This is a genomic window from Vibrio albus, assembly GCF_003144035.1.
Taxonomy (GTDB): domain Bacteria; phylum Pseudomonadota; class Gammaproteobacteria; order Enterobacterales; family Vibrionaceae; genus Vibrio; species Vibrio albus.
In genome coordinates, this window is record NZ_QFWT01000004.1 from 16197 (window position 1) to 30079 (window position 13883).

Here is a 13883-nt window from a genome sequence, read left to right on the forward strand (position 1 = left end):
ATACTATCTTCAACAAGACGAAATACTTCGTTAGCGAGGATAGCCATTATGATCAAGACCATCACTTTTGCCGCCATTCATTTTTCTATTGCTACTACGGTTGCATATCTGTTAACCGGTGATATCTTGATCGGCAGCCTAATCGCTATGATCGAGCCTTCAATCAATACTGTCGCTTTCTATTTCCATGAAAAAGCATGGCAAAAAATACCTTTCCTGCGCAGACGTCAGGCAAATACTCAGGTTAAAACCATCAGCTTTGCTGTTATCCATTTCAGCGTCGCTTTCACCGTAGCCTATGTTCTGACGGGTAATGCACTTATTGGTGGTTTGATGGCGCTTATTGAGCCAACCATTAACTCCTTCGCTTACTATTTTCATGAGAAGGCCTGGTTACGCAAAGCCACCTGCTCCCATCATTCAACCGGTTTTATGACCGCTCACTAAATAAAAAAGGGCTGAGTGTGATCACTCAGCCCTTTCCGATTTCTGACAGTTATTCATTAACTATCAGTATTCCTCAAGTTATGTACTCGGTAACTCAACCGCATCCAGATTTTGCGAAGCCGGAATCTGTTTCATAGCTGTCGCGATTAATTCCGCTTCTGTGCCGACAACAACCTGCAGGTTTTTCTCACCAACCTTTATCACACCAGCAGCACCCAGAGCTTTCAGCGCCTTCTCATCAGCCAGCGCAGGATCTTTCAGCGTCAGACGCAGACGAGTAATGCAGGAATCAATGCTTACCAGGTTAGCGTGACCGCCCAGCGCTTTCAGATACAACGGTGCTTTGTCATTTATACCGGTACCTGCAGATACAGCTGAAGACTCTTCATCTTCGGCATCTTCACGACCTGGTGTTTTCAGGTCAAACTTAATGATGGTGAAGCGGAACACAACATAGTACACCACGGCAAAACACAGACCTTGCACTACCAGCATATATGGTTTGTTAGCCAGCGGCAGACTCATTGACAGGAAGAAGTCGATAAGCCCACCACTGAACGTGAAACCTGCAATCCACTGGAAGCTTGCAGCAATCATCATTGAAACCGCTGTCAGTGCTGCGTGAATCACAAACAGTACTGGTGCAACAAACATGAATGCAAACTCCAGAGGCTCTGTCACACCAGTGACAACTGCCGTAGCACCAGCGGCCAGCATCATAGAACCCACTCTGGCTTTATTTTCTGGTTTAGCACAGTGATAGATCGCCAGACCAGCTGCCGGCAGACCATAACCCATAACAGGGAAGAAGCCCGCCATATAACGACCAGTAACACCCAACTCACCAGTGTTGCTCCAGAAGTTGAAGATATCGTTAATGCCGGCAAGATCGGCCCAGAATACCTGGTTCAACGCATGGTGCAGACCCAGCGGGATCAACAAACGGTTAAAGAAGCCGTACAGACCCGCTCCAACCGGACCCAGATCAATAAAGCTCTTACCAAAATTAACCAGCGCAACATAAATCACCGGCCAGACTGCAATCAGGATGTAAGCCACTACAAGCATTACCGCAGAAGTGATGATCGGCACAAAGCGGCGTCCGCCAAAGAAAGAAAAGACCGCCGGCAGTTGGATATTATGGAAACGGTTATAGAGTTCACCGGCAATAATACCGGTCAGAATACCGGTAAAGGCATTGACGACTGCGCCATATGCAATTACCGATTCCTGACTCATGTCTGCCACGGCTGTTCCCGTCAGCATGGAAACAACAGCAGGATCAGAAACCAGAGTCTTAACAATAAACATGCCTATCAGACCAGCCAGAGCCGCCGCACCGTTATTATCTTTCGCCATACCAAAGGCAACACCGACCGCAAATAGCCAAGCCTGGTTGTCCATAATCGCTTTACCGGCAAAGATAAGGAAGCTAGCCAGTATATTACCACCGCCTCCCCACGTAGGATCAAGGGCATAGCCAATACCTAGCATCAAACCACCCGCCGGCAGTACCGCAATTGGCACCATCAGCGCCTTACCAACCCTTTGCATATATCCTAATATATTCACAAGTATTCCTCTCAAACTGTTTTCCGGCCCTTATAAGAGCCGGATTTAAAATGATTTATGTAGGGTGTAAGCGAAAAAGCGTCAAACTTTTTGCTTTCACAGAAACAGAGTAAGGAGGGGCGGATTAATCCACTGTTTTCATAAGATTAACTTTTGTTAATATTGAGGTTTGGACGGTAAAACTGTGATATCGGTAAGGCCGAGGATCCTCTAGCAGGAAAATATTGCGGATATCCGCTTAAAAACAGGCAGTACAAAACAGAAAAGGCAGAGTATCCGTACTCTGCCTTTTCACATTGACATCTATGTTAAAAATACAAAAATCAAATCTTAAACTGCGATACCAGCTCGCTCTGCTCACTGGATAACTGGTTTAAAGATTCACTGTTGCGGGCCAGTTTCTGTGCATCCTGAGCAATATTGGTCGCCATATCGGAAATGCCGACCACATTTTCTGCCACATCTTTGGCGACTACGCTCTGCTCTTCACAGGCTGTAGCAATTGAACGGCTCATGTCATTAATTGCCCCCAGACGCTCAACCATAATTTGCAGTGATTCACTGGTCTCTGTCGTCTGGGTGACCGACTGGTCGGCATAGGACTGGTTATCCTCAACTACAGATACAGCCGCCTGAGCTTTTTCCTGTAGGCTGGCTATCATGTTACCAATCTCATCGGCAGACTCACGGGAACGGTTCGCCAGAGAACGAACTTCGTCAGCCACCACAGCAAAGCCTCGTCCATGCTCGCCGGCACGAGCCGCCTCAATCGCCGCATTCAGAGCCAACAGGTTGGTCTGTTCTGTAATCGCCTGAATGACTGTCAGTACATCACCAATCTGCTGCGTTTCTCCGGACAAATTCTGGATAATACTGGTTGCTTCATCCAGAGAGCTTTTTAACTGACTGACAAACTCCAGGTTACTCTGCATATTAGCCATATTGGCATTCGCCAGCGTGGTTACCTGCTCTACTTCGGTGCTGGTTTCCACGGCGTGACTCGCGACCTCATGCACCGCAGACTCCATCTCAGTCACTGCCGTAGCAATAGAATCCGTCTGTCTTCTCTGCTGTTCAATGTCACGATTAGTTTTTTCACTCATCGCATGGCTGTCATCGGCCACATTGCTGACCGTTTGTGCTGATGTCTGAATCTTACCAATCAGATTGTTGAGCTGACCACCCAGCTCATTGATATTGCGAACTACAATGCCCATTTCTGAACGAAAATCAGCAGTAATACGGTATGACAGGTTCCCGCTTGCCAGTTCGCCTAAAGCCTTAGTAATCGCTGATAATGGCCTTCTGATGGATATAACGACGGTAATAGCAACAACGACAGCCACTGCCATAGAAACAATTGCAAGAATGATATTCAGAGCAACCGAATAAGATGATGCCGCCTGAGCCTGCTTCAGCGCAGTTTCCGACATATCCCGGATTTTCGTGGTGATGATATTGGCATCAGCAATAATCTGATCCATTTTCCGGGCACTTTCCTGCATGCTCTGCATACTGGTCTTTTGTAACTCAAGATAATGCAGATGTTGCTGCAGCAAACCCTCAGGTTCTGAGATAGAGCGGGTTAGCAAATCAAGGTAAACCTTCAGAGACTCCTTACTGGAAGGCATCGCCTTCATCACTCGATTCGATTTTTCAGTAAATGCTTTAAGGTGCTGAGCAACCTCTGAAGTCAGAGATTGAATGTCATCTTCTTTATCCACCGCCAGGACCTTCTGCAGATATCCTCTGGCACCAATTCCCTGAGCCTGGATAACATCCAGATCCCAGACGGCCTGCTGAATGCCATCAAATTCAGCATCCGATTTTAAATCTGCGATATCCTGATCAAAGAAAATCCACTCATCATCATACTTATTCAGCTCTGCCGACGACGCCTCTCTGGCTTCTACTCTTTGATCCTGGATATCCAGATGTTTCGAGGCCATAGAGATAAAAGACTGACTGTCATCGCCGACTGAAGCCAGCTTTTCTGACAGATCCGGATAATCCTGCAAGGCCACCATCAATTGCTGAAATGTCTGGTTAAAAGCAGAAACTGCCGAACCAAACTCAGAGCGTAATTGCTCTCGTTTTTCTTGATCGGGATTGTTGGCATGTACCAGCATCAGACGATTCGCGTCTTGCATGTGCAAAACCATGGTATTAGAGCGGTCAAGGAGCCCGGTCAGCGTGGAAGCCGTTAACTTCAGTTGATCAGCCATCCTAACCTCAGAAAAGTAAGCTGAACCACTGATGGACAAAACCAAAACGATCATAACGGCGAAACCAACGATCACTCGCTGGATGAGAGATAAATACATAATCAACCCCGGATGGTTAGCGGATATCTTCAGGTTACCTTATCCTATCGGCGATAAAGGCAATAACTTGATCGATATCCCATAACTTTTTCAGGAGGCTCACTTTACAGTAATAACTTTACAAATCAACCAACCCAACAGCCGATTAACCTATACGGTACAGCATTCTACCGTTATAACAGCAGATTAATCTTCTTCACTTTCCAGCTCATCCTCATCATAAACAGCATCCTCACCTTCATAGAAAGTGCCCCAGCCATCGTAGATGATGTCGTATTTTTCAGCCAGATTGACCAGCTTCTCTACCTGAGCATCGATCAGTTCTGCATCCAGAGCTGATTCCATGGTTGCGTCACAACACAGCAGGCGGTTCCCGTCTTCGTCTTCTGTTTCTTCCGCTTCAAGCACTTCGAAACCCATTTTAAAGGCGTCTACTGCCGCTTTTTCAAGCGCCTCGAAACTTTCCGCGAAAAGATGGTGTTCAATCTCATATAAGGCGTCCGGCTCACTGCCATCTTCAATAAGAGCAGCAATGATTTCTCGCGTCTCTTCTTTCTGCATCTCGATCAGTTCTTCAACGGACATGTATTCATCTTCATGAGACATAATGGTGCTCCAGATAGTTAAAGTTATTCGGGCCTATCGGTGGTTCGCCCTACAGACAGATAATTTGCCGGAAATATGGCACGGTTTAGTCATAAATGCCAGATATTCTCAGTGAATAATTATCTACCCAAAGTCTTCCTTATTCACCACAGGCTAAAGTGATTACCTCTTGCATCTTATTCTTAAGCTTGTCATAACTAACTTAATACTATGCTGTAAGGAAACAAAATGAGTAAGTTATACGTTGGCTCCGAAGTCGGTCAGCTGCGCCGGGTTCTGGTACACCGTCCGGAAAGGTCCCTCACCCACCTGACCCCGTCAAACTGTCAGGATCTCCTGTTTGACGATGTACTGTCGGTAGAAGATGCGGGAAAGGAGCATGACCGATTCGTCAATACGCTGACCTCTCAGGGCGTGGACGTATTACAGCTCCACGAATTAATGGTAGAAACACTGGCGGTCAGCGAAGCAAAACAGTGGCTGCTGAATAATCAGATCTCTGATTTTCGCTATGGACCAATATTTGCGCGGGATCTTCGGGCTTACCTGTCTGATATGGATAACGAACATCTGGCAGCAATACTGCTTGGCGGTTTGGCCTATGCTGAAGTGCCGATACGTTCCGCCTCAATGCTTCCCAAGATGCACCGCCCTGCCGATTTTGTCATCGAGCCGCTGCCCAACCACCTGTTTACCCGCGATACGTCCTGCTGGATCTATGGAGGCGTCTCTCTTAATCCAATGACGATGCCGGCGCGCCAGCGTGAAACTAATCACCTGCGTGCTATCTACCGCTGGCATCCCGATTTTGCAAACAACGACTTCATCCGTTACTTCGATAACGATAACCGCTTCTATGATAACGCCAACATCGAAGGAGGAGACGTTCTGGTTATCGGTAAAGGTGCAGTGCTGATCGGTATGTCAGAGCGTACCACTGCCCAGGGAGTAGAAAACCTGGCAGCCAGCTTGTTTGAGTCTCAGCAGGCCACTCAGGTTATCGCCATGAACCTGCCCAAACACCGCTCCTGTATGCACCTGGATACGGTGATGACGCATATCGATATTGATACTTTCTCTGTGTATCCAGAGGTGATTAATCATGCACTGGAAACCTGGCGGCTAACGCCTAAAGGAAACGGAGACATGGAAGTAAAAGCCATGCCTAACTATATGCAGGCTATCGAGCTGGCTCTGGGACTGGATCAGCTGAAAATTATCACCACAGGCGGTGATAACTATGAAGCAGAGCGGGAACAGTGGAATGATGCAAATAATGTACTAACCGTCAAACCCGGCACCGTTATCGGCTATGAGCGTAATGTCTATACCAATGAAAAATATGATAAAGCCGGTATTGAAGTGCTGACGATTCCCGGTAATGAACTGGGTCGGGGCCGTGGTGGAGCCCGTTGTATGAGCTGCCCCGTAGAAAGAGATGGTATATGAGTGTGATAAATATCACATTTTAAAACATTAAGTTGTTGCGGGGATTTAATCATAAAGCCGGGTGAATATGCATAATATTCCCGGCTTTTTGCTTTCTCTTCCCCCACCCATGCGGATTTTTCGCAAAAAACAGAATAAATACCAATAATATCCCCGGTTCCCCCCCCTGCTTTCTCCGCAATAGCGGTGTTTTCTGTTTCTGTGCCTGCATATTTTCCTGAATTATTCAAAAAATAATCACCACATATTTTCCTGTTTATGCATGAATAATCCACCAGCCGGTAGCCTTGCTAAATTTTGGGCACTATTTTCACCTCAATAAAAATGTGATTAAACCCAAAGTTCACCATAAATGATAACGCTAAGATCAACACATCAATTAAACCACTCTGAAATATAAATAGAGAAAATTTAATAAGTTTAAATATACCGATTTAATAAACACTGTCTGAATTCACGCTAAATAAATATTTAGTGCAGCTCACTACACCCTGAAAATAATATAAAAATCAGGGAAAGGAGAAATTATGACCACACAAACAGTTAACAATGAAGGAAAGTCTGGCTTATTAGCCAACTTTAAATTTCCTTCTGCCTATACGATTTTATTTATTTTGATCGCTCTGGTCGCTCTGATGACATGGCTAATCCCTGCGGGTCAATATGACAGGGCAATGAATGAAGAGTTAGGTCGGGAAGTGCCTGTCACCGGTACCTACCAGGCAGTAGACAGCAACCCACAAGGCATCGTGGATGTGCTTCTGGCTCCAATAGACGGTTTCTATGACCATAACTCTTACGAAGCAGCAGCCATTGATGTCTCACTGTTTATTCTGGTTATCGGCGGTTTTCTTGGTCTGGTTACCAAAACAGGCGCTATCGATGCCGGTATAGAGCGGGTAACACATAAACTCGAAGGTCGGGAAGAGCTGATGATCCCGATACTCATGGCCCTGTTCGCCGCAGGCGGCACCATTTACGGCATGGCGGAAGAGTCACTGCCTTTCTATACCCTGCTGGTACCAGTCATGATGGCTGCGCGCTTTGATCCCGTTGTCGCGGCTGCCACCGTTCTACTGGGGGCGGGAATTGGTACTCTTGGCTCGACCATTAACCCTTTTGCCACAGTGATTGCAGCTAATGCCGCCAGTATCCCCTTTACCGATGGCATGCTACTGCGGATAGCTGTGCTGGCGATTGGCTGGGTTATCTGTGTCGCTTATGTGATGCGCTACGCGAAAATGGTTCGCCAGGACCAGAGCAAATCCATCGTCTACGATAAATATGAGGAAAATAAACAGCATTTTCTTGGTAACAAAACCGGTGAAAAACTGACATTCACCACCACACACAAAATCATTCTGCTGGTCTTCGGTGCCTCTTTCGGCATCATGATTTACGGTGTGGCCGTAGCCGGATGGTGGATGGCAGAGATCTCCGCCATGTTCCTGGCCTCAACCATTACTATCGGCCTGATCGCCCGTATGAGCGAAGAAGAGTTTACCTCTAGTTTTATTGACGGAGCCCGTGACTTACTTGGTGTTGCCCTGATTATTGGTATTGCCCGCGGTATCGTCGTCGTCATGGATAAAGGCATGATCACCGACACCATTCTGTATTCTGCCGAACAAACGGTCACAGGCCTGTCCTCAGTTATCTTTATTAATGTGATGTACTGGCTGGAAGTACTGCTGTCCTTCCTGGTGCCATCCTCTTCGGGCCTGGCTGTCCTTACTATGCCGATAATGGCACCACTGGCAGATTTTGCCGGAGTAGGTCGTGAACTGGTCGTTACCGCTTATCAGTCAGCTTCCGGACTGGTTAACCTGATGACCCCGACTTCCGCCGTGGTGATGGGTGGACTGGCTATTGCACGGGTACCTTATGTCCGCTGGGTAAAATGGGTCGCTCCTCTGCTGGGTATCCTGACTCTGTTTATTATGGTGATGCTGAGTGTTGGAGCCATGATTTAAACCACAATTATTAGCTTCTATCAGGTTAAATAAACATTCCAAATTAGTAACTAATATTTCTATCACTGAGAGATAAATTAATTACTCTTTGAATTAATAATGAACAAAAAAGAATCAAAAATATTTATTTAGCCTGTAACCTTTATTAAATACATCAACAACTAAAATTGTCGATTAGAAAAGAGAGAGATTACATTATGAGTAATTTTTATGTGGGTTCCGAAATCGGACAACTACGCCGCGTTTTATTACATCGTCCTGAACGTGCATTAAGCCATTTAACGCCTTCAAACTGTCAGGATTTACTGTTCGATGATGTTCTGTCCGTTGAGTCTGCCGGTAAAGAACACGATGCGTTTGCCAACACCCTTCGCAGAGAAGGTGTAGAAGTTCTGCTGCTACACACGTTGCTGGCAGAAACCCTGGCGGTTCCGGAAGCAAAAGAATGGCTGCTTTCCCGACAAGTCTCAGAACATCGATTCGGACCACGCTTTGCCAATGATGTGCGCTGTTACATGGGGGATTTAAGCCATCAGGAACTAGCATCTGTTCTGCTGGGCGGTCTCAGCTATGGTGAGCTGCCAATCCCTTCCAGCTCTATGATGCGGGGCATGCATGACAAAGACGACTTTATCATCAAGCCACTGCCAAACCACCTGTTTACCCGCGACACCTCATGCTGGGTATACGGCGGGGTATCCATCAACCCGATGGCGAAACAGGCTCGTCAGCGTGAGACGAACCATCTGCGCGCCATCTACCGCTGGCATCCGACTTTTGCCGGAGAGAGCTTTATCAAGTACTTCGGTGATGAAGAGAAAAATTACGATCTCTCCACCATAGAAGGCGGTGACGTGTTGGTTATCGGTAAAGGCGCGGTACTGATCGGTATGTCAGAGCGCACCACACCACAAGGCGTAGAGCAACTGGCTTCCGGGTTGTTTAAACATGGGCAGGCGAAACAGGTTATCGCCATGGAACTGCCAAAACATCGCTCCTGTATGCACCTGGATACCGTGATGACCCATATGCGGGAGGATACCTTCTCTATTTATCCGGAAGTCGTTCGTAAAGACGTGAAATGCTGGAGCCTGACCGGAGACGAATCCGGTACCGTGAATGTGAAAGAAGAAGGCTACTTCGTTTCGGCGATAGAAAAAGCACTGGGTGTGGGCCAACTCAATCTTATCACCACCGGCGGCGACAGTTTCGAAGCCGAACGTGAGCAATGGAATGATGCCAACAACGTGCTGACCATCAGACCGGGAGTTGTCGTCGGTTATGAACGCAATATCTACACCAATGAAAAATACGACAAAGCCGGCATTACCGTACTGCCGATTCCGGGCGATGAACTGGGCCGGGGACGTGGTGGTGCCCGCTGCATGAGTTGCCCTATCGAACGGGATGGTATCTGAGCAAACCCGTGAACGCCGTAATAAAAAAACAATAACAGAGAGATACATTATGACTAAACCAACTGTTGTCGTAGCACTGGGCGGCAACGCCCTGCTACGCCGGGGAGAGCCGCTGGAAGCAGAAACCCAGCGCCACAATATCGCTATTGCCGCACAAACCATCGCCGACATTGCCGAAGAATATAATGTTGTTCTGGTGCATGGAAATGGTCCGCAGGTTGGCCTGCTGGCACTTCAAGGGCTGGAGTACAAAAAAGTGAATCCTTACCCGCTTGATGTGCTCGGTTCTGAAACGCAGGGTATGATCGGCTATATGCTTATGCAGGAGCTGAAAAACATCCTGCCGAAAACAGAGGTCACCTGCATGCTTACTCAGATGAGCGTCGACCCAGAGGATCCGGCTTTTGCCAACCCGACCAAGCCTATTGGTCCGGTTTATATAGAAGCAGAAGCCCGTGAACTGGCAGAGAAATACCACTGGACGGTGAAACCGGATGGTCAGCACTTCCGCCGTGTCGTACCCAGCCCGCAACCTACCGGCATTATTGAAAAGGACGCTATAGATGCCCTGATCAAACAGAACCATCTTGTGATCTGTACCGGCGGTGGAGGCATTCCTGTCAAACAGGAACATGGTAAGCTGTTAGGTGTAGAAGCGGTAATAGATAAAGATATGTCAGCGGCTTTTCTGGCCAAACAGCTGCATGCCGATGCACTGTTGATTCTGACTGACGCTGACGCAGTGTATGTCGACTGGGGAACCCCAACACAAGAAGCGCTGCATACCACCACACCAGCTCAGCTGGCAGGGTATGAATTTGACGCAGGCTCGATGGGACCAAAGATCCAGGCCTCCTGTGAATTCATTAAAGCAGGCGGAAACCTGGTCGGTATCGGGGCCCTGAAAGATGGACTGAGCATCCTTAAAGGCAACGCAGGAACAAATATTATTGCAAAATAAAAGAATATTTATTCACTTTTAAGTGCAAATACGATACACATAGTAACAATAAATACAGACTAATGAATTTGGTTACCGCTTCGATTACCCTGATGGCTTATCAGCGGTAACTACAAAAGTTTTAATAAGAGGAAAACAATATGGCTTTCAATCTTCGCAACCGTAACTTTCTGAAGCTGCTGGACTTCACCCCTCGTGAAATTCAACATATGCTGGACCTGTCCGCTGAGCTGAAAAAAGCAAAATATACGGGCACTGAACAGCCTCGTCTGAAAGGTAAAAACATCGCTCTTATCTTTGAAAAGACCTCCACCAGAACCCGTTGTGCATTCGAAGTGGCAGCATTTGATCAGGGCGCTCAGGTTTCTTACTTAGGCCCATCAGGCTCACAAATCGGCCACAAAGAATCTATGAAAGATACCGCCCGCGTGCTGGGTCGTATGTACGACGGTATTGAATATCGTGGTTTTGGTCAGTCTATTGTTGAAGAACTGGGTGAGTACGCTGGCGTTCCGGTATGGAACGGCCTGACAGATGAATTCCACCCAACTCAGATTCTGGCCGATTTTCTGACCATGCAGGAGTTCTCCCGCGGCAAACAGCTGCATGAAATCAAGTTCGCTTACCTTGGCGATGCCCGCAACAACATGGGTAACTCTCTGATGGTTGGTGCTGCAAAAATGGGGATGGATATTCGCCTTGTCGCACCAAAACAGTTCTGGCCGGAAGAAGAACTGCTGGCAACCTGCCAGGAAATTGCAGCCGCTACCGGCGGAAAAATCACCCTGACTGAAGATGTCGCAGAAGGCGTGAAAGACTGTGACTTCCTCTACACCGACGTATGGGTATCCATGGGTGAATCTAAAGAGGCATGGGATGAGCGCGTTAAGCTGATGACACCATATCAGGTCAATATGGATATGATTAAAGCCACCGGTAATCCACATGTGAAATTTATGCACTGTCTGCCGGCTTTCCATAACGATGAAACCACGGTCGGAAAAGAAGTCGCGGAAAAATACGGCATGAAAGGACTGGAAGTCACCGAAGATGTCTTCGAATCGGACTACTCCATTGTCTTTGATGAAGCAGAAAACCGCATGCACACCATTAAAGCAGTGATGGTCGCAACTCTGGGTGACTAATCCACCCCTGAGTTAAAGTACCTACCCTTATATTAACTGCCGGCTCACTGGGCCGGCATTTTTTTTCACACCGACACAACACAACCCACATTAACCAGCTAATATATAAAGATAAAAACGGATACTTATAGAGGCTAGAGAATGCATAACTTTTCAGTTTCTGAATAGGCCACGCAATCGCTTGCCTTCACAAGAAATCGGGGTATAATCCTCCGCAATTTGTCTGGAGAGAGATAGAAAATGAACCTTGTGTATCAACACAATACAGCTGGTTACCGACCAAAATCTTTGGTCGTTCGTTTCTATTTTTCTTTATCAGAAAAATAAGCCTCCTTTTTAAAAGGGGGCTTTTTTTTGCTCTATGCTTTAGCTTGAGCTATAGGAACCAGACAGGACAAACTTCTTTTAACCGATAACAATAGGGAAGAGAACCATGGCGCACTCGCTGTTTCAGAAACATATTATTTCCATCCCGGAATTAGAAAGAAACGAGCTTGAATTAATCGTCAAGACGGCAGGTAAATTAAAAGCAGAACCCAATCCAGAATTGTTAAAAAACAAAGTGGTTGCCAGTTGCTTTTTTGAACCTTCAACCCGCACCCGTCTCTCATTTGAAACCTCGATTCAGCGTCTGGGTGGCACCGTAATCGGCTTTGACAGCGGTGGTAATACCTCTCTGGCTAAAAAAGGCGAAACCCTGGCTGACTCTGTTCAGGTCATCTCTTCTTATGTGGATGCCTTTGTTATGCGTCACCCTCAGGAAGGGGCGGCCCGTCTTGCTTCTGAGTTCTCCAACGGGGTTCCCGTCGTGAACGGCGGAGACGGTGCGAACCAGCACCCAACCCAGACCCTGCTGGACCTCTTCTCTATCTACGAAACTCAGGGGCGTCTGGATAACCTGAACGTTGCCCTGGTGGGTGATTTGAAATACGGCCGTACCGTTCACTCTCTGACTCAGGCTCTGGCCAAGTTTGATAATAACCGCTTCTTCTTTATCGCCCCGGACGCTCTGGCGATGCCTGACTACATCTATGAAGAACTGGATGAAGCGGGTATCCCTTACAGCCTGCATAAGGACATGGAAAGCGTGATCCCAGAGCTGGATATTCTGTATATGACCCGGGTACAGAAAGAGCGCTTTGATGAATCTGAATATGTTCATATCAAGTCAGCCTTTATCCTTGATGCGGATATGCTGGAACAGGCAAAAGAAAACCTGAAAGTACTGCACCCGCTTCCTCGCGTCGATGAGATCACGACTGCGGTAGACAAAACACCACACGCCTACTACTTCCAGCAGGCTCAAAATGGTGTGTATGCCCGCCAGGCTCTTCTGGCACTCGTACTCAATGAAGAACTTTAAGTCGGAGGAATCATCATGGCGAATAAAACAAAACTACAGGTTGAAGCGATTAAAAATGGTTCCGTTATCGACCATATTCCAGCCCATATTGGTATTAAAGTACTGAAGCTATTCGGTATGGATACCAGCAATCAGCGCATCACTATGGGCTTAAACCTGCCTTCTTCTGCTCTTGGAGCAAAAGACCTGATCAAAGTTGAAAATACGTATGTGACTGAAGAGCAGGCTAATCAACTCGCGTTGTATGCGCCTCATGCTACCGTCAACCAGATAGAAAACTATGAAGTAACGAAAAAGCTGGTTCTTTCTCTTCCTGATCAGATTAAAGGGGTGTTCAAATGCCCGAACACCAACTGCATTACGCACGGTGAACCAGTAGAAAGCAGCTTTAGTGTTATTGTAAAACAGGACGATATCCGCCTGAAATGCAAATATTGTGAAAAAGTATTCTCCCGCGAGATCATGACTGAAAATTAATGCCAGTCAGATAGAGCTCTGCCAGGGGCTCTGTCTTCTTTTCCTTCCCCCTTCCGGATAAAACTCACTAGACAGCGCATAACAATTCAGTTTATTCATCCGATAAAAATAAAAAGTACAGCATATTATTTGGTGAGCTATATCAATA

General features: G+C 46.9%; 12 protein-coding genes. 9 read left to right on the top strand and 3 right to left on the bottom strand.

Annotation, left to right across the window (positions count from 1 at the left end; all coding sequences use genetic code 11):
* The first annotated feature begins 48 nt into the window (after positions 1 to 48).
* Positions 49 to 447 carry a DUF2061 domain-containing protein gene (locus tag DI392_RS08440; RefSeq protein WP_109319481.1) on the top strand — a complete coding sequence of 133 codons (399 nt, stop codon included), beginning with the start codon at positions 49 to 51 and terminating at the stop codon, positions 445 to 447.
* A 78-nt stretch (positions 448 to 525) separates the two neighbouring features.
* Here DI392_RS08440 and nagE read toward each other — a convergent pair whose 3' ends face one another.
* Positions 526 to 2019 (bottom strand): N-acetylglucosamine-specific PTS transporter subunit IIBC, encoded by a 1494-nt coding sequence (gene nagE, locus DI392_RS08445; RefSeq protein WP_109319482.1) that lies wholly within the window; start codon positions 2017 to 2019, stop codon positions 526 to 528.
* Between the two features lie 323 nt (positions 2020 to 2342).
* Positions 2343 to 4244 carry a methyl-accepting chemotaxis protein gene (locus DI392_RS19590; protein WP_181388393.1) on the bottom strand — a complete coding sequence of 634 codons (1902 nt, stop codon included), beginning with the start codon at positions 4242 to 4244 and terminating at the stop codon, positions 2343 to 2345.
* 31 nt (positions 4245 to 4275) lie between these two features.
* Here DI392_RS19590 and DI392_RS19595 point away from each other — a divergent pair, with 31 nt between their 5' ends.
* Positions 4276 to 4428 carry a hypothetical protein gene (locus DI392_RS19595; protein ID WP_181388394.1) on the top strand — a complete coding sequence of 51 codons (153 nt, stop codon included), beginning with the start codon at positions 4276 to 4278 and terminating at the stop codon, positions 4426 to 4428.
* A gap of 101 nt (positions 4429 to 4529) precedes the next feature.
* On the opposite strand, the gene rraB is transcribed toward DI392_RS19595, so the two are convergent.
* Entirely contained in the window at positions 4530 to 4949 is a 420-nt protein-coding gene (gene rraB / locus DI392_RS08455) for a ribonuclease E inhibitor RraB (RefSeq protein WP_109319484.1), read from the bottom strand.
* Between the two features lie 228 nt (positions 4950 to 5177).
* Here rraB and arcA (DI392_RS08460) point away from each other — a divergent pair, with 228 nt between their 5' ends.
* The 7 genes from arcA (DI392_RS08460) (at position 5178) to pyrI (ending at position 13735) form a co-directional block, all read left to right on the top strand.
* Complete coding sequence (arcA, locus tag DI392_RS08460) at positions 5178 to 6398, top strand: arginine deiminase (RefSeq protein ID WP_109319485.1); 1221 nt, start codon at positions 5178 to 5180, stop codon at positions 6396 to 6398.
* Between the two features lie 527 nt (positions 6399 to 6925).
* Positions 6926 to 8371, top strand: a complete 1446-nt coding sequence (locus DI392_RS08465) for a YfcC family protein (RefSeq protein WP_109319486.1) — start codon at positions 6926 to 6928, stop codon at positions 8369 to 8371.
* Positions 8372 to 8568: 197 nt separating this feature from the next.
* Entirely contained in the window at positions 8569 to 9789 is a 1221-nt protein-coding gene (arcA, locus tag DI392_RS08470) for an arginine deiminase (RefSeq protein WP_109319487.1), read from the top strand.
* Between the two features lie 49 nt (positions 9790 to 9838).
* A complete protein-coding gene (arcC, locus tag DI392_RS08475) occupies positions 9839 to 10750 on the top strand; it encodes a carbamate kinase (RefSeq protein ID WP_109319759.1) in 912 nt (303 codons plus the stop codon).
* 140 nt (positions 10751 to 10890) lie between these two features.
* Positions 10891 to 11895 carry an ornithine carbamoyltransferase gene (locus tag DI392_RS08480; RefSeq protein ID WP_109319488.1) on the top strand — a complete coding sequence of 335 codons (1005 nt, stop codon included), beginning with the start codon at positions 10891 to 10893 and terminating at the stop codon, positions 11893 to 11895.
* A 433-nt stretch (positions 11896 to 12328) separates the two neighbouring features.
* Positions 12329 to 13258, top strand: a complete 930-nt coding sequence (pyrB, locus tag DI392_RS08485) for an aspartate carbamoyltransferase (RefSeq protein ID WP_109319489.1) — start codon at positions 12329 to 12331, stop codon at positions 13256 to 13258.
* Positions 13259 to 13273: 15 nt separating this feature from the next.
* Positions 13274 to 13735, top strand: coding sequence for an aspartate carbamoyltransferase regulatory subunit (pyrI, locus tag DI392_RS08490; RefSeq protein ID WP_109319490.1), 462 nt, complete (start codon positions 13274 to 13276; stop codon positions 13733 to 13735).
* The last annotated feature ends 148 nt before the right edge of the window (positions 13736 to 13883 follow it).

Coding starts and splice junctions, on each gene's coding strand:
- DI392_RS08440 (WP_109319481.1), top strand. CDS start 49: ATGATCAAGACCATCACTTTTGCCGCCATTCATTTTTCTATTGCTACT.
- DI392_RS19590 (WP_181388393.1), bottom strand. CDS start 4,244: ATGGCTGATCAACTGAAGTTAACGGCTTCCACGCTGACCGGGCTCCTT.
- DI392_RS19595 (WP_181388394.1), top strand. CDS start 4,276: ATGGACAAAACCAAAACGATCATAACGGCGAAACCAACGATCACTCGC.
- rraB (WP_109319484.1), bottom strand. CDS start 4,949: ATGTCTCATGAAGATGAATACATGTCCGTTGAAGAACTGATCGAGATG.
- arcA (WP_109319485.1), top strand. CDS start 5,178: ATGAGTAAGTTATACGTTGGCTCCGAAGTCGGTCAGCTGCGCCGGGTT.
- DI392_RS08465 (WP_109319486.1), top strand. CDS start 6,926: ATGACCACACAAACAGTTAACAATGAAGGAAAGTCTGGCTTATTAGCC.
- arcA (WP_109319487.1), top strand. CDS start 8,569: ATGAGTAATTTTTATGTGGGTTCCGAAATCGGACAACTACGCCGCGTT.
- arcC (WP_109319759.1), top strand. CDS start 9,839: ATGACTAAACCAACTGTTGTCGTAGCACTGGGCGGCAACGCCCTGCTA.
- DI392_RS08480 (WP_109319488.1), top strand. CDS start 10,891: ATGGCTTTCAATCTTCGCAACCGTAACTTTCTGAAGCTGCTGGACTTC.
- pyrB (WP_109319489.1), top strand. CDS start 12,329: ATGGCGCACTCGCTGTTTCAGAAACATATTATTTCCATCCCGGAATTA.
- pyrI (WP_109319490.1), top strand. CDS start 13,274: ATGGCGAATAAAACAAAACTACAGGTTGAAGCGATTAAAAATGGTTCC.